22 protein-coding genes are annotated in these 22,921 nt (G+C 43.6%); 16 read left to right on the top strand and 6 right to left on the bottom strand.

Annotation, left to right across the window (positions count from 1 at the left end; translation table 11 throughout):
- Window positions 1–69: 69 nt before the first annotated feature.
- From A8O23_RS10795 to A8O23_RS10745, 10 genes are all read left to right on the top strand, one after another.
- Window positions 70–429, top strand: a complete 360-nt coding sequence (locus A8O23_RS10795) for a CoA-binding protein (protein ID WP_066620838.1) — start codon at window positions 70–72, stop codon at window positions 427–429.
- A 407-nt stretch (window positions 430–836) separates the two neighbouring features.
- Window positions 837–1,895 (top strand): T9SS type A sorting domain-containing protein, encoded by a 1,059-nt coding sequence (locus A8O23_RS10785; RefSeq protein WP_082883001.1) that lies wholly within the window; start codon window positions 837–839, stop codon window positions 1,893–1,895.
- Between the two features lie 274 nt (window positions 1,896–2,169).
- Complete coding sequence (locus tag A8O23_RS10780) at window positions 2,170–4,476, top strand: putative monovalent cation/H+ antiporter subunit A (RefSeq protein WP_066620832.1); 2,307 nt, start codon at window positions 2,170–2,172, stop codon at window positions 4,474–4,476.
- Between the two features lies 1 nt (window position 4,477).
- A complete protein-coding gene (locus tag A8O23_RS10775) occupies window positions 4,478–4,888 on the top strand; it encodes a Na+/H+ antiporter subunit B (RefSeq protein ID WP_066620829.1) in 411 nt (136 codons plus the stop codon).
- Between the two features lies 1 nt (window position 4,889).
- Window positions 4,890–5,243, top strand: coding sequence for a Na+/H+ antiporter subunit C (locus tag A8O23_RS10770; protein ID WP_066620826.1), 354 nt, complete (start codon window positions 4,890–4,892; stop codon window positions 5,241–5,243).
- On the top strand, window positions 5,240–6,757 hold the full coding sequence (locus tag A8O23_RS10765; RefSeq protein WP_066620823.1) for a proton-conducting transporter transmembrane domain-containing protein: 1,518 nt from the start codon (window positions 5,240–5,242) through the stop codon (window positions 6,755–6,757). The genes A8O23_RS10770 and A8O23_RS10765 overlap by 4 nt, the downstream gene beginning before the upstream one ends.
- A 9-nt stretch (window positions 6,758–6,766) precedes the next feature.
- Window positions 6,767–7,246, top strand: a complete 480-nt coding sequence (locus A8O23_RS10760; RefSeq protein ID WP_192849042.1) for a Na+/H+ antiporter subunit E — start codon at window positions 6,767–6,769, stop codon at window positions 7,244–7,246.
- On the top strand, window positions 7,243–7,512 hold the full coding sequence (locus A8O23_RS10755) for a cation:proton antiporter (RefSeq protein WP_066620821.1): 270 nt from the start codon (window positions 7,243–7,245) through the stop codon (window positions 7,510–7,512). Before A8O23_RS10760 ends, A8O23_RS10755 begins: the two co-directional genes overlap by 4 nt.
- Entirely contained in the window at window positions 7,512–7,910 is a 399-nt protein-coding gene (mnhG, locus tag A8O23_RS10750) for a monovalent cation/H(+) antiporter subunit G (RefSeq protein ID WP_066620818.1), read from the top strand. Before A8O23_RS10755 ends, mnhG begins: the two co-directional genes overlap by 1 nt.
- 538 nt (window positions 7,911–8,448) lie before the next feature.
- Window positions 8,449–9,726 (top strand): hypothetical protein, encoded by a 1,278-nt coding sequence (locus A8O23_RS10745; protein ID WP_066620816.1) that lies wholly within the window; start codon window positions 8,449–8,451, stop codon window positions 9,724–9,726.
- A 68-nt stretch (window positions 9,727–9,794) separates the two neighbouring features.
- Here the strand turns inward: A8O23_RS10745 and A8O23_RS10740 are convergent, their stop codons facing one another.
- Window positions 9,795–10,178, bottom strand: coding sequence for a rhodanese-like domain-containing protein (locus tag A8O23_RS10740; protein WP_074988359.1), 384 nt, complete (start codon window positions 10,176–10,178; stop codon window positions 9,795–9,797).
- A 331-nt stretch (window positions 10,179–10,509) separates the two neighbouring features.
- Between A8O23_RS10740 and A8O23_RS10735 the strand changes: the two genes are divergently transcribed.
- The 3 genes from A8O23_RS10735 to A8O23_RS10725 are packed head-to-tail and all read left to right on the top strand — an operon-like array spanning window position 10,510 to window position 13,029.
- Window positions 10,510–11,049 (top strand): RNA polymerase sigma factor, encoded by a 540-nt coding sequence (locus tag A8O23_RS10735; RefSeq protein ID WP_066620814.1) that lies wholly within the window; start codon window positions 10,510–10,512, stop codon window positions 11,047–11,049.
- Window positions 11,050–11,062: 13 nt separating this feature from the next.
- Window positions 11,063–11,878: a hypothetical protein gene (locus A8O23_RS10730; RefSeq protein WP_153042161.1), complete on the top strand. Its 816-nt coding sequence runs from the start codon at window positions 11,063–11,065 to the stop codon at window positions 11,876–11,878.
- 32 nt (window positions 11,879–11,910) lie between these two features.
- Complete coding sequence (locus tag A8O23_RS10725; RefSeq protein WP_066620811.1) at window positions 11,911–13,029, top strand: outer membrane beta-barrel protein; 1,119 nt, start codon at window positions 11,911–11,913, stop codon at window positions 13,027–13,029.
- A gap of 207 nt (window positions 13,030–13,236) precedes the next feature.
- On the opposite strand, the gene A8O23_RS10720 is transcribed toward A8O23_RS10725, so the two are convergent.
- Complete coding sequence (locus A8O23_RS10720; protein ID WP_066620809.1) at window positions 13,237–13,491, bottom strand: TFIIB-type zinc ribbon-containing protein; 255 nt, start codon at window positions 13,489–13,491, stop codon at window positions 13,237–13,239.
- 96 nt (window positions 13,492–13,587) lie between these two features.
- The gene (locus A8O23_RS10715; protein ID WP_066620805.1) at window positions 13,588–14,334 is read right to left on the bottom strand and encodes a TrmH family RNA methyltransferase; all 747 of its coding nucleotides are present in this window, start codon (window positions 14,332–14,334) and stop codon (window positions 13,588–13,590) included.
- A 52-nt stretch (window positions 14,335–14,386) separates the two neighbouring features.
- On the opposite strand from A8O23_RS10715, the gene tamL reads away from it, so the two are divergent.
- The gene (tamL, locus tag A8O23_RS10710) at window positions 14,387–16,804 is read left to right on the top strand and encodes a translocation and assembly module lipoprotein TamL (RefSeq protein ID WP_066620803.1); all 2,418 of its coding nucleotides are present in this window, start codon (window positions 14,387–14,389) and stop codon (window positions 16,802–16,804) included.
- Between the two features lie 105 nt (window positions 16,805–16,909).
- Here the strand turns inward: tamL and A8O23_RS10705 are convergent, their stop codons facing one another.
- Entirely contained in the window at window positions 16,910–18,991 is a 2,082-nt protein-coding gene (locus A8O23_RS10705; protein WP_066620800.1) for an alpha-ketoacid dehydrogenase subunit alpha/beta, read from the bottom strand.
- A gap of 132 nt (window positions 18,992–19,123) precedes the next feature.
- Here A8O23_RS10705 and hemF point away from each other — a divergent pair, with 132 nt between their 5' ends.
- Entirely contained in the window at window positions 19,124–20,020 is an 897-nt protein-coding gene (gene hemF, locus A8O23_RS10700; protein WP_066621362.1) for an oxygen-dependent coproporphyrinogen oxidase, read from the top strand.
- A 2-nt stretch (window positions 20,021–20,022) separates the two neighbouring features.
- Entirely contained in the window at window positions 20,023–20,595 is a 573-nt protein-coding gene (locus A8O23_RS10695; protein ID WP_153042160.1) for a phosphatase PAP2 family protein, read from the top strand.
- Window positions 20,596–20,643: 48 nt separating this feature from the next.
- Here A8O23_RS10695 and A8O23_RS10690 read toward each other — a convergent pair whose 3' ends face one another.
- The gene (locus tag A8O23_RS10690) at window positions 20,644–21,231 is read right to left on the bottom strand and encodes a riboflavin synthase (RefSeq protein WP_066620797.1); all 588 of its coding nucleotides are present in this window, start codon (window positions 21,229–21,231) and stop codon (window positions 20,644–20,646) included.
- 158 nt (window positions 21,232–21,389) lie between these two features.
- The gene (locus A8O23_RS10685) at window positions 21,390–22,796 is read right to left on the bottom strand and encodes a sugar transferase (protein ID WP_066620794.1); all 1,407 of its coding nucleotides are present in this window, start codon (window positions 22,794–22,796) and stop codon (window positions 21,390–21,392) included.
- Window positions 22,797–22,921: the final 125 nt, after the last annotated feature.

Below are 22,921 nucleotides of genomic sequence, written 5' to 3'. Positions count from 1 at the left end.
TCAAACAAGTATAAATACTTAGCAGGCATAACTGTTTTAGGCCTGTTTTAAGAAAAATAGCCCAAAAAGATGAAAAAGACAGTGGTAGTTGGGGCGTCTGATAACCCCACCCGTTATAGTTATAAAGCCGTGCACCAGCTTAAACGCTCGGGGCATGAGGTAATTCCGGTGGGTATAAAAAAAGGGGAAGTGGCTGGTTTACCTATAGAAACTGAAAAGCCAGAGGTAGAAGGCGTAGACACCGTTACTTTATACGTGGGGCCGCAGAATCAACCCAGCTGGTATGACTACATCCTTTCCCTGAAACCCAAGCGTATCATTTTCAACCCCGGCACAGAAAACATAGAGCTGGAGCGCAAGGCAAAGGAACAGAACATAGAGCCTGTGTACGGCTGCACCTTAGTTATGCTCTCTATCGGGAATTACTAAAGAATCACTAAAAAATATTAATAGAATCAGCTCTGCTGTTTTCGGTCTGTTTTAAGAAAATCAGGCTGAAAACAGCATTTTTTGTTTACCCTGTTTTCTCCCTTTTCTGCAGGCGCTGCTTGTTTTGCTAATGATAAGCTCTCTTATTAGATAGCAGTGTTCACTTTTTAAATTTATTTTATTTCTCTATTCCTATTGAGAATCTCAAAATCAACCTGCCTAAAATTTTGATTATTATATGAAATTTATATATTTGTGCAATCGATTGTACATTTTGCGCAAATAAACAATCGAAAATCGTAAACTTGGTCCTCCACTGGAAGAACTTAGTGGTGCTATGGTTTGCATGATATTGATTTATACCTCTAGATATTACATTCTAATTTTTACCTCTAACAAACAGTACCATGAAGAAAAACTTACCCGCAGTAAAAACAAGTTTCAGGATGATGCTCAGCAGAAGCGCCAAAACTTTGGCAGTGGCAGGCTTTTTAGGACTTGGATTCTCCAGTACAGCATCAGCACAATGGATGGTGTATAAAGCAAATGAATTGCCAAATGCTACCTCAGAAAATGTTTTCAAAACGGCAAGTGTAAATATTGCGGCAGGTCAGCCAAGTGACAGCCCTGTTATAGTAGAATCTGAGAATTCCATTGTAGCGGACCCAGATGACGCCACCAACAAACTTTTGAGGTTTAGAATAGAGAGCCTTCCGCACCATAGCTTTTTGTGGCGCCAAGATTTAACAGATCCCACCTCGGCGGCTACTGTAGTGGTGCGAGCCAAAGGTATGGCAGACATTGAAAGAGCTTTTGAGCTGGATTTAGACTTTGGCGGGCTTAGAGAAACCATCTACATCATCAATCCTACTGAGGAAAATGCTAACGGTAAGATTACCTTCAACGAAGCACGGAAGTCTAACTCAGAGTTGAGCAATATGGAATTAGCCATCAACCCCACCGAATGGCACACCTATCGCTTCACAAAAGATGGGAATGCGGTGAAAGTTTATATAGATGAAAACAATACGCCTGCTTTTGAAGTTACAACACCAACCTCTACTTCCGGTAGAAGCTATTTCAGAATTGGAGACGGGTCTAGCGGACAAGCCAATGGTTCTTTCATTGACTGGATTGTCTGGGATGTTTCTGGGGCTTATACTCCAGAGCAAAGAGCCGTTCCGGGCGCTGATGTACTTTTTGTTAAAGGAGACATGGAAAAAGCCGGCAGATTAACTGTTTTCCCTAACCCCACCACTGACCGTTTTGCAGTAAGCCACCCTGCGGCCCGTAAAGGTGCTACCATTGAAGTGTATGCCGCCAATGGTTTAAAAGTTGGAACCATTGCCACAGATCAAGGCGCTACTTCTACTAATTTAGATTTGGGTACTAAAGACAATGGCCTTTATACAATAGTATACACAGACGGTACTCAGCGCAGCTCTTCCAGAATCATTAAGAGATAAGCGTCTTTACATTGATTAGAAACTATCAAAAGCTACGTCACCACCCGGTGGCGTGGCTTTTTTATTTATTTTTTCGGCCTCTCAGAATCTAGCATGTTTCCTAACTGGGGGTTTGCTTAAAGAGCCGTAATACAAGTGGTTAAGATGGAGGAGAATGTAAACCTCTTAACATTTGCTTTTCTACCGGAACATTAAACTTCGCTGTTCGTTCTTTAAGTATTATAGTATTTACACTATGTTTGGGTAAAACGCCTGATATATTTAATATGGTTGTATGCTTCTAGCTATACTTTCTGGGTTTATTCTTGCCATTTTACTTCCTCTGCTTAAAAATATTCTGAGAGGAGGGCTGTTCATCCTGCTCTCTGCCTTGCCCCTCTCCCTTTTTGTTTATTTTCTATCATGGTTGCCAGAGGTGAAGGCAGGTGGTGATTTGCTTTTCTCTTACCAGTGGGTTCCTTCGGCCAATGTCAACCTTAGTTTCCAGCTTGACGGTTTGGCCATGTTGTTTTGCTTGCTCATTACAGGCATTGGCTCACTTGTATTTATTTACACGTCCTCCTATTTGAAAGGTCATCCGTACCTAGGCAGGTTTTATGGGTACCTTAGCATGTTTATGGCCTCTATGTTGGGTCTTGTGCTGTCTGACAACCTCCTTCTAATTTTCATTTTCTGGGAGTTAACCAGTATCAGCTCATTCTTTCTCATTGGTTTCAACAATGACAGCGAGGCATCTAGAAAATCAGCTTTATTAGCGCTGAGCATTACCGGTATTGGTGGCTTATTTTTACTTGTTGGTTTTGTGTTGTTAAACCAGGCTGGTGGGCATTACAGCTTCACCGCACTATTGAATTCATCTCCAGACCTGGCCTCTCACCCCATGTACGGCTGGATTCTTTTTTTCCTCTTCATAGGGGCATTCACGAAATCAGCACAGTTCCCGTTTCATTTCTGGCTTCCCGGAGCCATGAAGGCCCCCACCCCTGTTTCTACTTATCTGCATTCTGCCACCATGGTAAAGGCGGGTATTTATTTGTTGGCAAGGTTTACCCCTGTGTTAGGAGAAACTGTCTGGTGGAACGGAACACTTACCCTGGTAGGTGGCGTCACTATGCTCTATGCCGTGATACATGCTCTTTTCAGAATAGATCTGAAAGGAATTTTAGCATATTCAACTATTTCTGCTTTAGGTTTGATCGTGTTCCTGTTGGGTATTGGTACACCTGAGTCTTTGTTAGCGGCAACAGTATTTATTTTAGTACATGCTTTATATAAAGCCACCCTGTTCCTGGTTACCGGAATAATTGACCACGAAACCGGCACCCGTGATGTAACCCGATTGGCAGGACTTAATAAAGTGATGCTGCCAGTAGGCATAGCCGCTTTTATGGCTGCTCTTTCCAACGCTGGTATTCCGCCCACTTTCGGGTTTCTTGGTAAAGACCTTATCTATGACGCCACCCTGCGTAGTGGTAGTTTGTTTGTGCTGTTAACTGGCGCCGCAGTTGTGACTAATATCTGTCTATTGTTCACGGGTTTTAAGGCTGGTATAAGTCCGTTTGTTGGTCCGTTGCCCCAAGAGTTTAAGCAGGTGCATTTGCCGAGCCCACTCATGTGGATTCCGCCCTTATTGCTGGCTTCGTGCGGCATTGTTTTTGGCTTATTCCCTTTTCTTATTGAGGGGAGTTTATTGGTGCCAGCGGTCTCGTCTCTGCTCTCCACTGCCCCAGACTTTCATTTGCAGCTATGGCATGGGTTTAACATAATACTACTGCTAAGCACCATTACCATAGGGTCTGGAATATTCCTGTTCTACTACTTACAATCATCTGAAAGTAAATTAGCGTGGGTTTCTCGTTTTGAGCCTTTTTCTCCTAAATCGGTTTTGGTGGGGATGGCGAAAGGATTTGCTCTGTTTTCTGCGGCATGGACTAATTTATGGCAGAACGGTAAATTACGGCATTATGTATTTACGATCATGGCTTTTCTGACCGTCTTGCTGGCCGTGAGATTCTTACAAGGCATAAGGTTGAACCTTAACCTTCAATCTTTGTCTGATCTTGCTTTCTATGATGTAGCCGTTCTCCTTATCATGGCCACCTCTATTCTCTTCGCTGTCTTTACCAAGTCCAGGTTACAGGCCTTGGCCTCAGTTGGTGTTATGGGATTCTGCATCTGTCTTATATTCCTGTTCTACTCGGCCCCAGATTTGGCCATGACCCAATTCTCTATAGACACACTCACCGTTATTTTGTTTGTGTTGGTGTTGCAGAAACTTCCGGGGTACATTAAAGAAGAGTCTAAGGCTATTATGTGGCGCGACGGAATACTGGCTTTTTGCTTTGGTACCTTAATCTGTATACTGGCTCTGGAAGTGCTGCAGGAGCCATTACATCGTGAAATATCTAAATACTACGCAGAGAACGCGTATACCATGGCCAAAGGAAAAAATGTGGTAAATGTGATTCTGGTGGATTTCAGAGGATTTGACACCATGGTAGAAATTACTGTTTTAGCCATTGCGGCTTTAGGAGTGAGCGGACTGTTGAGGCTAAGTACAAGAAAACCTGAAAACAAATAGTATGAGATCATTGATATTTAGAACTGCTGCGGGTTATCTTCTTCCCATTTTGCTGCTGTTTTCAGTCTTCATCTTGCTGAGGGGACATTATTTGCCTGGCGGGGGGTTTGTGGGAGGCCTTATAGCTTCTATTGCGTTTGTGCTGCACTCTATTGCCAATGGCATTGAGAACACAAAGAAGATTTTTAAGTTTCACCCCAGAATTTTGATGCCGATGGGCTTATGCCTGTCTTTGTTCAGTGGTTTGTCACCCTTACTGGTGAACAAGCCTTTTATGACCGGGTTGTGGTTTAAAGAACCTTTCCCGGTGATAGGTATGGTAGGCTCAGCTCTTTTCTTTGATATAGGGGTATATTTAGTGGTGATAGGCGTGGTGCTAACAATCATCTTTACTATTCTGGAAAGTATCTGATATGGAAATTTTACTATCCTTTATCACTGGCTTTCTGTATGCTTCAGGCATTTACTTAATGCTCCGCCGAAGCCTTGTGAAGATGATTTTAGGGTTGATTTTACTGGGTAATGGTGCGAACATGCTTATCTTCCTTTTAGGGCGGATGGTGAAGGGAGAGCCACCCATCATTCCGGATGCGGCCAAAACCTTAGCCGGAATTTATGCAGACCCAGTGCCGCAGGCTCTTATTCTTACGGCTATTGTTATAAGTTTTGGTTTGCAGGCTTTTGCCATTATTCTGATGGAGCGTGCTTATAAATTTGTTCAGACAGATGACCTGGACCAAATGAATTCAACAGAAGAAGATATATGAACCCTTTGTACATCGTTTTACCGGTAGCCTTTCAGCTTTTTACCGCAGTAGTGCTCTTGTTCTTCTGGAACAAAACCAATCTGCAGCGGGGCTTGAGCGTGGCGGCCAGTATCACGGCACTGGCCCTGGCAGCTTGGTTGATGGCAGCTGTTTTACAAGACGGTATTTTGGTGATGCAGGCAGGGGCCTGGGAGGCTCAATTCGGTATCTCGTTTGTGGCCGATGCCTTCAGTTCTACCATGGTCTTGTTAACCTCTTTAGCTGGTTTGGCGGTATCTATCTTTTCAACAAGCGGTATTAGAAGTGCGCGGGTGCAACTGGGTTTCTACCCGGTGTTTCACCTTCTGCTCATGGGCTTGAACGGGGCGTTTCTTACCGGTGATATTTTCAACCTATATGTATGGTTTGAAATCATCATCATCGCTTCTTTTGTCTTGATAACATTGGGGGGGGCAAAAGACCAGCTGGAGGGATCAGTAAAGTACGTTACCATGAACCTGTTGGCCTCTGCTATCTTCCTAACGGCCATAGCTATTTTATATGGTCTGACAGGAAGTTTGAATATGGCTGACCTTTCTATACAGGTGGCTAATATTGAGAACCGGGGGCTCGTGAATATTACCGCTCTTCTGTTTCTGGTTGGCTTCGGAATAAAGTCTGCTATTTTCCCGCTGTATTTCTGGTTGCCCGCTTCCTACCACACTCCACCAGCAACAATCTCTGCCATTTTTGGTGGTTTACTGACCAAGGTCGGAGTCTATGCTATGATCAGGGTATTTACGCTTATCTTCATTCCAGACGAGTTTATGCTGAACCTGCTCATCTGGATTGGCGGACTAAGTATACTTTCAGGAGGGGCAGGCGCATTGCTTCAGAACAACATCAGGCGCGTGTTTTCATACCTTATTATTTGCCACATTGGTTATATGATAGCTGGTTTAGGACTATATACCGAAGTAGCTTTGGTGGGCGCTATTTTCTATCTGATTCATGATATTGTGGTGAAGACTAACCTGTTTTTAATAAGCGGCTTAATCTATAAAATAAAGGGCTCTTACAACATGAAGCTATTAGGAGGCATTTACTCCTCTTTTCCCCTACTGGCATTGATGTTCGCCATTTCTTTTTTTTCGTTAATAGGCATACCACCACTTTCTGGGTTCTGGGCAAAGCTTTTCCTGATTGAAGGAAGCCTAGACACCGGCCAATATATGGTGATTGCCTTTATTACTTTAGGTAGTTTCATTACGCTCTTTGTCATGGCTAAAATGTGGCTTGAGATAGTCTGGAAGAAAGAGGGCGCATTGCCAGATAAACAAAGTAGCACGGCTTATTTAGCGATGCCGTATGCAAAGCGGTTTGCACTGGTTTTCCCTATTGTGCTGCTATCGGGGGCGCTCTTGTTTATAGGCTTCGGGGCAGAATTCATTTTGGCAGTAGCCAAGCAAATTGCTGCTGAACTGAAAGATCCTTCTGCTTACCTGGGTGCTGTGTTGAAGAGAGGTACTATTTAGAAAATAGAAATGATAAGAACCAAGTTTTTAAACAACCTCTTACTCTCGTTTATCTGGCTAGCCCTGACGGGCAGCTTTAACTTGGGTAACTTCTTTTTTGGGTTTCTGCTGGGGTATGTTATTATCTGGATAATGTCTGAAACCCGCTGGGCCAATATGTACCTGCAAAGAGGTTTTTTGATTATTTCCTTCATTTTTTACTTTCTATACGAACTTGTAAAAGCCAACTTACAAGTTGCTTATGATGTGATCACCCCTAAGTTTTACATGAAACCTGGTATTATTCGGGTACCACTTACCGCTAAGTCTGATTTAGAAATAACTTTGTTGGCCAACCTTATTTCCCTTACCCCTGGCACCCTCAGCTTAGATGTGTCAGATGATCGGAAAGTTTTATATGTACATGCCATGTATGTGAAAGACAAGGAAAGCTTTATAGAAAGCATCAAAAACGGATTTGAGAAAAGGCTACTAGAGATATTAAGATGAACGTTCACGACTACCTGTACTACGTAATCCTTCCGGTGCTGATTTTATCTGTGCTGCTCATCTTTATTCGCTTTCTGAAAGGACCGTCTCTATCTGACCGGGTGGTCTCCTTAGACTTATTGATTACCACAGGCATTGGCATAATAGCTGTTTACAGCATTATAACAGACCAACCCACCTTTTTAGACATAGCTCTTATTTTAGCCTTGATCGCTTTTTTGGGTACGGTTGCCTTTGCCTTTTTTATAGAGAAAATTAAAAAATAATGACCGACGCCATCATTATCATCTTCAGTAGCCTAGGTGCTTTATTTATTTTATTAGCGGCCGTAGGAGTACTAAGGATGCCAGATTTGTACCTGCGCATTTCTGTTACTACCAAAGCGGCTACCTTGGGCATTGGTTTAGTTTTGATAGGCTGTGCCGTTTATTTCAATGACCTGTCTATTACTACAAGAGTCTCAGCTATTATTATCTTTTTGCTTTTAACGGCCCCAGTAGGTGCGCACATGATTGGCCGGGCCTCCTACTTTACTGGAATAAAGCTTTGGAACAAGTCTTTTTACGATGATTTAAAAGGAAAATACAGAGAAGACCACTGCCTGAAAAGTTTTGAAGAAGGCGAGCCGGATGATAGTATAGAAGGTTCAGTCAGAAACAAATAAATCTGTTGCGTTAGCTCCGGTTTAAATGGTAGTTATTTGAAAAGTATGCGAGACTTGTTTTCTGCTTGTCGTGTCGTTTGGAAGAAATCTTTCTGTACAATTATCCTCAATTAAGGCGATACGTTATCAAACTTAAGTTTTGTCTGCTAAAACATTAGAGTCATAAACAGTAGCTTGCGCGGGTAAAGTATCTCGCAGCACACCGATTCTAATTAAAGTACCTTATCGTACCAAAGCCCTTGTTCTGTAGGGAATCTACCACTTCCTCTTTAGTTACTTTGTATAGACAGTGGGCAGTTCAGGTAGATGTTCATTATTAAATATTTTAGAATCCCTCCTTTTCATTTAGTTATGGTTTGGTTATCATTACTTTGCCATCAAACCTTATAAAATGAAACGGTTACTACCTCTTCTTTTCGTTTTTCTGTGTTGCCTTGTTGTACAGGGGCAAACTTCCAGGCATTTAGTTACCCTAAATTTAGTACATGAGGAAAACAGGCCTTACACAAGGTATGTTAGCAGTATACAGCAGGTAGTATTGGACGGAATTGAATCCGGTGCTCTTTCACCTCTTGCCATAGACTATAATACAAATACTGTTAAAGCCATTTCAAAGGAGAGGATTGAAGAACTAATGATTACTCCATTGCCGCCAGAGCAACAGGAAGACGCTTGGACAGGAGAGAAACGAACGCACTACAGAAAAGCAGCGCATGATTTTCGGTTTCTCATATTGGATATATCTAAAAAAGAAGGTAAAACAGATAAGATAAATTATGCGGCCTTAGGTTACATGCACCCTGAATCTAGTGTACCTGTTATAGCCTTTTATGTAGCTTATCCAGATTTAGAAAAGTTACTTGACCAAAATAAAATTCTATGGTATAGTAATTCTGGCCCTTTCCTTCTAAAGGACCAGGTGCTTCACACCCCTGATACGTATATGTCAGCCACACTGGATAGTTATTTCCCTGAAGGTACTTTTGGATTCTACTTCCAAGTTACCAGAAACAAGAAGGGCTATCCAGACAAATTGCAACAGTACAGCCGCCAAGATTTTGCCCTTGTCAAGGAAGAGCCGATTGAACAATATTCTTTCTCTGGTAAAGAAGGAGAGGTTCTTTATATGACTACGGCGTTGGCCCAAGAAAAATATAGTGCAGAAGATATACTAGATATCAGAACAACTGTGGCAGAAGCCAGAACTCAAGCCAAATCATCTGCGCCACCCAAAAACTTGATGGTTTATTTAACGGATGAGATTATTTTGAATCATCCTGACAATGCACATTTACACAACAATGGACAGGAACTGCCTACCCTTTTGCTTAACGCTGCAAAAAATGGTCAATTGAATATTTATTCTAGCGATTCTCTCTCCAGAAAAATGACAATAGCAGAACTATCTAAAAGTTTAAAGCTAGAATCAGAGGGGCTGATACTAGGAGACGAAACTCAGGAAGAAGTTTCAGAAGAATTAGAATTACTGGGAGCACAATTAACCATTGTACCCATTACGTGGCAAGTCTACTTTAACAGAAAGGGAATAGAGACAAAGAGAGTACCTTACGCCATTGGTATTGTTGCCCCATCAAATCTTTTTCCTTATGGTTTAGAAAAAAGCATCGCTTATTTTTCTTTTGAAGAAGTTTATCATTTACTTAAACAAACCCCTCAAGCTAAATACTCAAATCCTGTTCCGGGTCATGTGCTCAATGATTTACTGCAGCAAAATTTTGTCTCCTTTTTCTATAAAGCCACTCCCCTGCGTGTTGCTTCCCCTAAAAAAAAGAAGTATCCCTTAATTAAAATTTAGCTAGAACAAGAGCATCAATATCTTCAGAGTTTTCGGGCTGATTTAAGAAAAACAGCCCGAAAACCATTTTACTCCTCCTCCACCAGTAAGCCTGCGGCTTTTAGCTCTTTGTAGCCGCCCAAATTGTAGACCTTTTTGAACCCGGCCTCTTTCATGAGCTGCATGGCTTGCCCGCTGCGATTTCCTGTGGCACAGTACAAATAATAGGTTTTCTCTTTATCCCATTGTTTTATATCTGTTACAAATTGCCCACTTCGCCAGTCTGAATTTTGGGCATTTGCCAGGTGGCCGGTATTAAATTCAGCTGGCGTTCTTACATCTACCACCACTCCTGTGTTCTGATGTTGCTGGTTCCTGTATTTCTGCGGTGACAAACTGGTGAACGGCTGTTGCTGACAACCTATGGTTAACAGCATGAAGCTAAAGACCCCTGCAACCACTATTTTCTTCATCTTGTTCTTCTTGTTATATGACAAGTTTTAAAATTACTTTATCTTGTGCATTACTCCCCTAGTTAAGAAGAAACAGTTCGGTAATGCCCTCTAAAGGTATTACGCACCAAGCCTAGTTGTACTACTGAATACAAATTTATTTTCACCAGCTTATTTTAAATTGTAGGATTAAAGTATTGTGTATCAGTGTGGTATTTTTTTTTGATAAAGGATTTACATCGATTAACAGTAGAGTTTTTTTCTTTTTTCACATGATCAGGCAACCGTTTTTAGACCCCGTGCATCTATCATTACAAACAGGCACAAATTATAGTTTTAATTTATACCACCCGTGAACGAGTTAGATCTGGTAAAAGCACTGCAGAAAGGTGATGCCAAAGCCCAGCGCTTCTTGTACGAACGTTATGCCGGCCCTATGTTGGGTGTGTGCATGCGCTACCTCAAGAACGAAATGGATGCGGAGGAGGTCATGATCAACGGGTTCATGAAGGTGTACCAGAACGTTGACCGATTTGAGCAGAAAGGCAGTTTTGAAGGGTGGGTACGCCGCATTATGGTGAATGAAGCCCTGCAGCACCTGCGCAAACAGGAAATCATGCACATGTCCATTGAAAAGGAGCATAATTACCTAGCTTCTGAAGACGCCACTGCAGACAGTGACATGTCTGCCGAGGAAATGATGGAAATGCTGCATGACCTGCCCGCCGGGTACAGAGCTGTTTTTAACTTGTATGCCATTGAAGGGTACTCGCATAAAGAGATAGCAGACATGCTCAACATCAGCGAAGGGACTTCAAAATCTCAGTTAAGTAAAGCAAGGGCAATGTTGCAGCGCATGCTGGCCCAGCAAGGAGTAATGATTGCCATCTAAAACAGACAAAGACATGAGCGCAGAAGACTTAGATAAATTATTCAGAGACAAACTGAACAACAGACCGGTTGCCCCTAGCAATGATGCCTGGGAACGTCTGCAGGCCCGTATGCAACCACCAGTACAGCAAGAGGAGAAAAAGCCAGTGATGTGGTATTACTCTGCCGCGGCTGCAGTGACTTTGTTACTTGGCGTGGGCTTCTGGACGATGAACCAGGGTACCGATGGATTACAGTCGCAAGGTACAGTCGCCACCGTGCAGGAAAAACCATCACATTCAACGGCCCCAGTACAGACTCCTGCTATGCCTGAAATGACTGAAGAGAAAAAAAATTCAGATACTCAGGCAACCGTCAACTTCCCTGCTGCATCTTCATCACAAACGGCCATAGCTGCTAACAGTGGTAATGCTACTAGAAGAACCAAAACAGTTTCTTCTGCTGCTAATGGTCAAGAAGAGGTAAGCTCTATGAAGAAAGCAGAAAATATGGTAGTAATGCAGCCACAGCCGGCACAAGAAATGGTAGCCTCTGCTGTTACTCCTTCAAAAGGACAGGAAGTAACTGCTGACTCAGGTGCCCCACTGGAGATCATAGTAAAACTAGACAACTCACAGGCATATGCCGTAGCACAGGCCTCTCCGGCTGAATTTGAAGAAACAGAAGCAGAGAAAGGAACAGGCCGTGTCTTGAAAGGAATTTTAAAGCAGGTGAAAAACCTGAGAGACGGTGAGAAAATCAGCCTCTCTGAATTAGGAATAGCCAAACACACTTATGCGCTTGAAACCAGAATAGGTAACAAGACCATCTCCAAATCAATAGAACTGTAAAAAGACCAAAGAACCCTTAAAATCCAATTTCCATGAAACGTTTGTTTGCCCCGCTAACGGCCATCATAATGGCTGCTGGAATCGCTTTGCCTTCTCGTGCTGAAACGAAAGTCAATTTTACTCCTCCAGTACAGGATACTCTTATTGTCAAGCTTAAAAACGACGCCAGGGTACTGGTAGTGGTGAAAGACTTGAAAGATGTGAAAAGTCTAAAATCGCAGAGCATCGACTCTATCATTACCATACTGGAAAAACACGTAGATCAGATAGAAAGAGCAGGGCAAAGTGCCGCCAACAACCCTGTCACTGTCACTATAGATAGACAACAGTCTCAGACTGGTGAAGATGTCAATATCACCATCACTCAGGCGAACAGCGATAAAAAGCAGATCATTAATAAAGAGATCAAAAATGTACGCGTAGGTGTTGACATTGAAGAGGAAGAGGACAAAACCACCATTGGTGTTAAAATAGGAAAAGACACCACCATGATCGCTGAAAAGAAAGAAAAGAAGGAGAAGGAACGCTACAGCAAAAATTCTCATGACATTCAGCTGGACTATGGTGCTGACAGATGGGTAAACACCTCTACCCCCGAAGGCGGAGTAGGTGTAAAGTTCAGACCTATTGCCTCTCGTTACTTCAGCATCAACAACAAATGGCATCACCGATTAGGAGGTAAAGGCAGCCCAGCCCGTGTTTCTTACGGATTTAGCTTTGAGTTCCACAACTATATGTTCGATGACAACCAAATGCTGGTTGATGATGGTGACGGTGCCAGAATAATTACCGCTGAACCTTTGAACCTGGAGAAAAGCAAGTTGGCCACTACCACGTTTAGCATTCCGCTGGAGCTTTCATTTAACGTGAAAAACAAAGATGGCAATACAGCCTTCAGAATTGGCGGCGGTGGCTACCTTGGCTACATGATTGGCAGCAAAACAAAAGTTGTTTACCCAGAAGGTGGAGACACTAAAACTGTGAAAGTGAAAGATGACTTCCACCTCACCGATGTTCAGTATGGCGTTTCTGGATTCATTGGGGTGAGAAGCATGGACATCTTCGCCAAATACAACCTGAATGACATGTTTGAATCAGGCTTCGGCCCTTCAGGAAATGCTCTGGCCGTAGGTATCAGATGGAACCTATAAGTAGCATAAGAATTCTTTAGTTGGTTTGTTAGGTAAAGGGAGCTTCAGCTGAGGCTCCCTTTCCTTTTACACCTTGCAGAAATTGTCCTGAAAATCAGTGAATACAATCAGGTTGAATTTCTCTTTTAGGGCTGATTTTTAAAAATTAGCCTTAAAAGCGAAATAGCGAGGCTCATTGAAGAACCCCGCTACTTTTATTTCATTGTTCTAGTCAAACAATTCACTCAGGAAAGACTTCTTCTTATGGTGTTTGTGCTGACCTTTACCATATTCACCGTACCCATACTTTTTATAATCAGAGTCGTAGTTTTCCTTCTTTGAATAATGGTCGGCAGAGCGTTCAATGATTTTTTCCAGCTCGCCTCGGTCTAACCAGATGCCACGGCAGTTGGGGCAGTAATCAATTTCTATTCCTTGCTTCTCGCTCATGAGAAGGGTTTCTTGGCAGGCGGGGCATTTCATAGTTCCGTATGTTTAGTAGGTTGAACAATTATCAGGAGATTAATCCTTTACTAGAAACGCCCTCTAAAAGAGACTTAGTATAAATGAATTGAATGGTTACAGACTTCTGTAAAAGTTATCTAGCAAAATGGCGGTTGCGGTACCCACATTCAATGACTCGGCCCCACCCCTGCCTGGTATGTGTACTGGTTTTGTCACCAGTTCCATTATTTCTTGTCTAATGCCATGAGCCTCATTGCCCATAATTAACACACCTTGCGGTAATAATGACAACCGGTGAACGTTTTCACCTTGCAATGCTGCTCCGTACACCTGAGTGTTTTGGGGCCTTTTTTCTAAAAACTGCAGTAAATCAACATAATGAGGCGTTATGCGGGTAAAAGAACCCATGGTAGCCGCAATAACTTTTTGATTGTAGAAATCAGCGCTGTTTTCCGAAAGAAAGATGTCTTTAAGACCATACCAATCTGCTATGCGAATAATAGTACCTAAATTGCCCGGGTCCCTTACTTCATCCAGAGCCAGTACCAAATCATTTTCTGGCCAGGAATAAGCATGGGATGGTCGCATTTTAGCCACAGCCAAAGCCGCGTTGTTACTTTCCATGCTTCCGGCTTTAGCCAGATCTTCGGCGGTAACTATATGAAGGGTAAAACCTTTCTGCAACAGGTGGGTATGCTTTTGTTGAAATGACTCCGTAACAAGAACTGTCTCTACCTCAAAACCTGACTGCAGCAGTTCTACTACGCTCTTTTCACCTTCTACCGTGAACGCTTGGTGAAGCAGCCGATATTTCTTTATTTGCAGTGACCTAATGTACTTCAAAAGTCCTTTTGAGATCATAATCTTACTACGTTTGACGCCACGATTTTACGTATTCGGCGCGGTATTAACAATGCTGTGCCTGGGTATGGGCTGCTCGCCTACCCGCCACTTAGCAGAAAAAGAGCGGCTTCTGTGGAAAATTGACCTGGAGGGAGTAGACCAAACCAATAAATCTGAAATTGTTCCCCTATACCAGCAAACTCCCAACCGAAAGGTCTTGGGTTATCCTTTGTACCTGAACCTGTACTACTTAGGCAAGCGCTTCTATAACCCAGAAAAGATCAGGGAGAAAATAGCAGAGATAAATAATGAATACAACCTTAAGCTTCAGAAAGCCGGAAGCGACTCTGTAGAGGTTGACCGCTTGATTGAAAAAAAAGAAAGAAAATTAGCCAAAAAGCAAGTGAAACTGGAAGACGGCAACTGGCTAATGCGTACTGTTGGGGAACCACCAGCCATTTTCGACTCTCTAAAACTGGTTCATACTGAAGAACAGATAAAAATTTATTTAAATGCGGAAGGCTTTTTCCGGAGTACGGTGACTTCCTCAACTGAGACCAAGAAAAAGAAAGTCTTTGCCACCATCACCATTCAGGAAGATAAACCCTATATTATTTCCCAGCACACCTATGAGTTAGCTGACACGGCACTACTAAAACTTCTGAAGGCACCGGAAAACCCAAGTCTGATACAAGTAAACAAACGCTATGACGAAAGCGTGATTACGATGGAGCGTGCCCGCATAGAGCAGCTCTTGAAAAATAGCGGCTTTTATGATTTTCGGCAACAGTTTGTCACCTTCACCGCAGACACCAGTTACACCGACTATACCGTTAGATTAAAAACATTAGTCGCCAATCCCACTGATACTTCTCTACACAAGATCTATTCTTTGCGCAACGTGTATTTTTATTCTGATGCAGGATTGAACAGGTTTGGATTGACCAGAGACACAGTGACCTTGGGTGATGTGCATTATTTAGCTTACAACCAGCGGGTGAAGCCAAGGATATTGAACCGGAAGATCATACTTAGGCCGGGTCAAACCTATTCCGCCACCAGAACTTTGAACAACCAGCGTATTCTCTCCAACATGGACATGTTCAAGTTCACCACCATCAGCTATACCAAGGTGGCAGATTCAGTGGCACTGGACAATCCTAGGTTTGGCTTGCTTGATGCTCAGATCAATACGTTTCCCCTACCTCGGTACCAGGAGACCACTGAAATAGGTGGTACTTTTACAGAAGGAATTCCTGGCCCTTACGCCAGTATTAGGTTTAGGGTACGAAACATTTTTGGGGGCGCTGAAATTTTTGACATAGGCGGCAGGGCTGGTTATGAAGGGCAGTACCAGGCAGGTGAAGCGAGAGCAGGTAGACGTACAGAGATTGGTGCGGACATGGGGGTAACTTTCCCGCAAATTCTGATTCCTTTCCGCACAAATGACATCCTGATCCGCTATAACCCCAGAACTCGCTTTGGGGTTGGCTATACGTATGTAGACCGGAATGAATATACGCGTACCAATTTAGATTTTACCTATGATTATATCTGGCAAAGGCTGAACATTCACCAGTTTATCTTCTCTCCTATTGATATCAACATAATCAGTACCCCGCGTATATCACAAAGCTTTCAGCAGGAACTGGATCGATTGGCTTCTTTGGGAAACCCGCTACGGCAAAGTTTTAACAATGCCTTCGTCTCTTCCATTAATTTCACCAGCCTATACAATACCGCCAATTACAACCAAACAAATGATGCCAAGCTTGTGCGCATATTTTTGGAGTCTGGTGGTTTTCTGGGGCAATATTTAGCAGAAGCTTTCAACAACCTGGCAAGTTATAAATTTGCCAAAGCCAGCCTTGACTACCGCCGGTACCACCCCGTGGGGCTGACCAGCATGTTTGTGTACAGAGCCAACGGCGGGGTAGCAAAACCTATTGGCGGATCATTGGTTTTGCCGTATGACAAGCATTTTTTTGCCGGTGGTTCCTCAAGTGTGAGAGCATGGCTTCCACGCCGCCTGGGCCCGGGTTCAAGCGCCCGCATCAACAGAGAAACAGGTGAATATATTCATAGCTTTGAGCAGCCAGGCGAGATTTTACTTGAGTTAAATTCAGAACTGAGGTTTAGGATGTTCCGGTTTGGTAATACTAACGTTAATGGCGCCCTATTTCTAGATGCCGGTAACATTTGGTTATTTGAGGAAGGGCAGCAAGACACCAATTCCTCTGAAATAATATATCAGCCCGGAGGGGAGTTTGCTTTTGACCGCTTCTATAAAGAGTTGGCAGTGGGCACTGGTTTTGGGGTAAGATTAGACTTTACTTTTGCCATATTACGTTTTGATATTGCTACCAAAGTTTATGACCCTGCCCGTCCGGAGGGCAACCGCTATATCTTGACCACCTTTGAGCCAGGTAAACTGTTCAGCACCAACTCACAAACTACCTTCAACTTAGGTATTGGGTATCCGTTTTAAGCCTTTATTTATAGTTGTTCGTTATTAGTTGTTCGTTATTCGAGATCAAAAATCAACGATCAATAAACCAATTAGAAAACGAGTAACGAATAACGAACAACGAAACTAGTACTCCAGCAATTCTGTAAGGGCAGCCAGCACTTTGTCTGCATTTGGGAGCATCATTTTCTCCAGTTCTACATTCAAAGGCACAGCCGGCAGGTTTTCAGCACCAAGCGTGAATACAGGGGCATCTAGTTTGGTAAAACAAGTGCGGTTTATTCTTCCGGCTAATGACTCTGCAAACGAATTAAGTAAAGGTTCTTCGGTGAGGACTAACACTTTCCCGTGCCGTTCTACAGCCTGCTGCACCATTTCAAAATCCAGAGGGTTCAGAGTACGTAAGTCCACTATTTCTACTGAGCCGGGCAATTGCTTGCTTGCTGATTTTGCCCAATATACGCCCATTCCGTAGGTAATGACAGCCAGTGAATTCCCTCTTCTCACCTGCTCTTCGCTTGCCTGCTGCACAACGTTTCCTTTGCCGAGCGGTAGCACATAATCCGCGTCAGGTTCAATTGTTTTGGCTTCCTCGGTACCAGGTACTTTTGACCAATACAAGCCTTTGTGCTCCAGCATGACCACAGGGTTAGGGTCCAGAAATGCTGCTTTCATCAGCCCTTTAATGTCAGCGGCGTTACTTGGGTAGACCACTTTTATACCTCTGATATTTAACAAGGTTGATTCTACGCTGCCGGAATGGTAAGGACCTCCCCCGCCGTAGGCCCCAATAGGAACTCTAATGAGAGACTGAATTGGAAACTTGCCCATGCTCAGGTAACAGCTCTTAGACAGTTCTTCTACCAACTGGTTGATGCCCGGCCATATGTAATCAGCAAACTGTATCTCAACAATGGGCTTTGCCCCTACGGCAGACATTCCGGCGGTTGACCCTATGATATAAGCTTCCTGAATGGGTGTATTAAATACGCGGTGGTCACCGTACTTCTTAGCTAACAGAGCTGCCTCGCGGAAAACTCCACCTAATTCGCCTCCCACATCCTGGCCATAAAACAGAGCCTCAGGGTATTGTTTCAGAATCTCGTCCACTGCATGCAAGGCAGCATCTACCATGGTAGTTTTCTCGCCTTTCAATGGGCTTCTCTGGCCTTTTTCTTCTACCACCGGGGTGGGTGCAAACTCATGCAAATGAAAAGATGCTGGTTCAGGATCCGCTGCTAGCTGCGCTTTATCAAACTGTGTTTGCACCTCATGCCTTACCTGCTCTTCCAAAACATACAATTCTTCTTCAGCAGAACCAGTTGCCAGTAGCTGCTGCTTTAAAATTGGAATAGGGTCTTGCAGGGCGTGCTCTTGAAGATTGTCTCCGCGGTACCACTCGCGCCTCACGCCGGAGGTATGGTGACCTAACAACGGACATGTTGCATGAACCAGCACTGGTTTTCTTTCTTGGCGGGCAATTCTAAAAGCCTCCTGCATTCCCGTATAAGAATGGACAAAGTCTGCCCCGTCAACCCGTAGCCTTTCCATGCTTTTAAAACCGGCTGCATACTCATAGGCATCCATGGCGCGCATTTCTTCGGCCCTAGCCGATATTCCCCAACCATTGTCCTGCACCAGAAAAATAATAGGTAGCTGCTTTAGAACGGCCATCTGGAAAGCCTCAGCCACTTCTCCTTCCGTTACTGATCCGTCTCCTAAAGAACATAGTACAACCCGACCCTCTGACGAGTCTTCTAAACCGGCTGTTTCTAAATACTTCAAGGCATGCGCCATGCCCGTAGCTGGTATGGCCTGCATACCGGTAGCGGAACTTTGGTGCGGAATAACCGGAAAACCAGCACGACGGAGTGAAGGGTGGCCGTAATAGGTCCTGCCCCCGCTAAAGGGATCGTCCGCTTTAGCCATGAGTTGTAGCATTAGCTCATAAGGCTTTAGGCCCAAACCTAAAAGAATAGATTCATCGCGGTAGTAAACAGAAAGAAAATCTCTTTCTGTTAGTTGGAAAGCAGTGGCTAATTGTATAGCCTCGTGGCCTCTGGAAGTACTGTGTACATATTTACTGGAGATGGCCCTGTTTTCTTCAAATATGTCTGCCATTGATTTGGCAGTTACCATTAATTTATAGGCTTTTAGAAGAAGGTCAACGTGTACTTGAGTAGGGGTCTCTACAGTAGCTGGAGTCATAAGCTAACATTTGTTTGTCATCTAAATTACGGGTAAAACCGCAGAATGCAAAATTCTAGAACAGATGAGGTATCAATGTGTTTTAGACCTATTTTTGCCAAAACAGCTCAAAAACAGGCTAACTTTATACGCATGAAAGAGAAAATAGAACAATGGTTCAAGAATTTTCAGGAGCGACTAAGCTCGGCACTGGAAAACTGTGATGGCCAAGCCCGCTTTCAGGAAGATCTTTGGCAACGCCCGGGTGGCGGCGGCGGGGCTGCAAGAGTCATTCAAAATGGAGCTGTTTTTGAGAAGGGCGGTGTCAACTTCTCTGCGGTAGAAGGGGTGTTGCCGGAAAAAGCGGCCAAGGCTCTTCTGCTGCCGGACCCGAATTTCTTTGCTACCGGTGTTTCTGTCGTCCTGCATCCTGAGAATCCGCATGCGCCCATCACCCACATGAACGTGCGCTATTTTGAAGCCGGTAACGGAGAGGCTTGGTTTGGCGGCGGCATTGACCTCACGCCTGTTTATGTAAATAAGCCGCAGGTGCGTTTCTTCCATCAGGAGCTCAAGAAAACCTGTGACCGATTTGACGCTACTTACTATCCAGAATTCAAGAAATGGGCAGATGATTACTTCTACATTCCTCACCGAGAGGAAACAAGAGGTGTGGGCGGCATCTTCTTTGACCGGCTCTCTGCTACCCCTGAAATAAGCATTGAAGATCGGTTTGCCTTTGTGCAAGCCGTTGCCGAAACCTTTGCCCCTACTTATACCGCCATAGTAAATGAGAACCGTTATCTACCTTACAGTGAGCAGGAAAAAGAATGGCAACTGATCAGACGGGGCCGATATGTAGAATTCAATCTTGTGAATGACCGGGGCACCAAATTCGGATTAGAAACAAACGGACGCACAGAATCTATTCTTATGAGTTTGCCGCCATTAGCCAGTTGGCACTACAGCCATTCTCCGGCTGAGGGAACAGCAGAAGCTGAAGCGTTAGCATCATTCAGAAAAGGTATTGACTGGGTAAACCTTCCTTGATCATGGAAAAACTAAAATCTTTTGACCAGTCTCTTTTTGTTGAGCTGAACAGCCACCACTCCCCTTTCTGGGATGCACTCATGGTGTTCGTCTCAAATAAATATGTATGGTTCCCTTTTTACCTGTTGTTGGTTTGCCTGCTCATTTACTTTTACCGCCGCAGGGGTGCTTTAATGGTGCTTACACTGGCAGCAAGCGTAGGTCTGGCAGATTTTGTTTCTTCAGGTATTTTTAAGCCATTCTTTGAGAGGCTCAGACCTTGTCATGAAGAGGTGCTGGGAGCAACTATTTTTGTGGTGGACGGTTGCGGTGGGCGCTACGGATTTGTTTCGTCACATGCGGCAAATTCATTTGCCATAGCCGTATATGTCATTTTTTTGCTTAAGCCAAGGCAATGGCTCCTAAAAGTGTTTTTGGTGTTTTGGGCGGTTCTTATTTCCTATAGCCGTGTTTATCTGGGTGTGCATTATCCCGGAGATATAATGGTTGGAGCCATTATTGGCTGTTTGGCAGCGTGGCTAGGTCTTTATTTGTATAAAATTATTAGCCAGCGCTACTCATATTGGCTTACTTGATTTTCTGTTTTTGTCCTTAATTTTTAAATACAGGCCAAAAACAGGAAATTATTTATTCAACAGCCGTGCTACGTATTTACCAATGATATCAAACTCTAAGTTGACTTTGTCACCAGGCTTTACAGACTTTAAATTGGTGAAATCATAGGTGTAAGGAATTATAGCCACCGAGAAAAAATCTGCACCAGATTCTACCACAGTAAGGCTTATGCCATTTATACAAATGGAGCCTTTTTCAACGGTTACATTTCCGGCAGACTGCGGTTCATACTGAAAACGGTACAACCAGCTTCCTTGTTGGTCTACTACTTTCTGGCAAATACCAACCTGGTCTACATGCCCCTGCACAATGTGTCCGTCGTACCGGCTACCGGCAAGAAGGCAACGTTCCAGGTTTACAAAATCACCTTTTTTTAGCTCTCCTAAATTGGTGCGGTTTAGAGTTTCAGCAATGGCGGTAACGGTATAGGTATCACCGTCTAGAGCTACCACTGTTAGGCATACGCCATTATGCGCCAGGCTCTGGTCAATTTTCAATTCTGAGGTAAACGGACACCGCAACACAAAGTGTTTGTTGCTCTGCTCCTCTCTCATCTCAACAACCTCTCCTATTGCTTCTATTATTCCTGTGAACATTTTCTTAAATGTGTAATGATTAATGAGCAATGATTATTGGTAGTTTTACTTCAATGCTCATTATTTTTTTAAAAAAAGGAAATGAAAAGTTCAATGATTGTAAAGAGAACAAGCTTAGGTAATAATCATTACTCATTGTTCATTGATCATTACAAAAACTACTTCCCTCTTCCCTCAATAATAATTTTGATGGTGTACATAAGTACTCGAAAATCCATGGCTAGAGACATGTTTTCTATGTACAAGATGTCGTATTTGAGGCGTCTGACCATTTCCTGCACATTTTGGGCATATCCAAACTTGACCTGCCCCAGTGAGGTGATGCCTGGTCTTACGCGCTGCAAGTGGCGGTAATGAGGGGCTTCCTGCATAATAAGGTCAATGAAGAACTGTCGCTCTGGGCGTGGCCCTACAATGCTCATGTCACCAATCAGCACGTTGAAAAACTGCGGAAGCTCATCGAGCCTCACTTTGCGCATAAACCGCCCAATTTTAGTCACCCTTGGATCTGTGTCAGAAGAAAGCGCCGGCCCCATTTTCTCGGCATCAGTATACATGCTGCGGAACTTGTAGATCTGGAACGGCTTACCATGTAAACCTACCCTTTCCTGCGAGAAAAAAATAGGCCCCGGCGAAGACATTTTGACCATAAAACCCAGAAAAGCATACAGCGGTGAAAACAGTACCAACACTATGACGGCGGCACTTAAATCAAAGGCTCTCTTGAGTATCTGCTGCCAAATAGGCATCAGGTCGCGCTTAATTTCAATAAGCGGGCTTCCGAACAAATGCTGCACCTTCACCGATCCCAGTAAAATCTGGTACACATCGGCCAAAATACTGATGCGCACATTCTCCCCTTCCAATGAGCTTAAAATTTGTTCAATGAGCTTGTGCTCTGATGGCTCAATGGCAATGACAACCTCTTCAATCTTATGCTGCTGAATAACTTCAGGCAAGCCTCTAAAAGAACCCAGGCATGGCAGTTGCTCCTGAAACGAGTCGGGTTGGGTTGGTTGACTTTGCACAAATCCCAGAAACTTGAGCCCTAAGTGGTGGTTGTTGCTTTTTACCTCTTCATACACCTCGCGTGCGTTAACGCTTGATCCAACCAATACAGAGTTGAAAAAGACTTTGCCGTCTTTCACCAATCTCTTCAGGTGAAAAAGCGCAATCATCTTAAAAACTACCGCCAGTAAAAAATGGATAATAAAATACGAGACGATGGGTTTGAAGTAAAGTTCAGTATTGAGCATGATGGGGTCTTCCACCAGAAAAGCTATCAATACAGCCACTGCCCCACTAAAAGAGATGGTGCCTAAGTTCAAAAATTCCCTGAACCTGGAGAGCCGGAATACATGACGGTAGCGTCCAAGTAACGCATATAAAATCACCCAGAAGGAAGCAACTATTAAAGATCTGCCCACAATAAGGGGAATTTTGATTCCGGCAGCCTCAAAGAAGAAGTCGTAACGGGAGAAGTAGAAAACCAGCCATGCTAAAAATGCCGCCACAAAATCGGCGAGCACAATTTTATAAACATGTACATTTCGGTTGAAGCGCATTCTTAATGATTAACCAGCTACTTTTTTAGTAAAGCCCGTCTTTCCATCTGCAAAGCTACAAGCAAAAATGAAATACCGGCAGATAAATTAAGACTTCAGCAGTAGAGCGATGCTAAATTTACACC

The sequence above is a fragment of the Rufibacter roseus genome (assembly GCF_001647285.1).
GTDB lineage: Bacteria > Bacteroidota > Bacteroidia > Cytophagales > Hymenobacteraceae > Nibribacter > Nibribacter roseus.
Note: the sequence above shows the minus strand (reverse complement) of the source record. Positions and strands in the feature narration are given on the sequence as shown.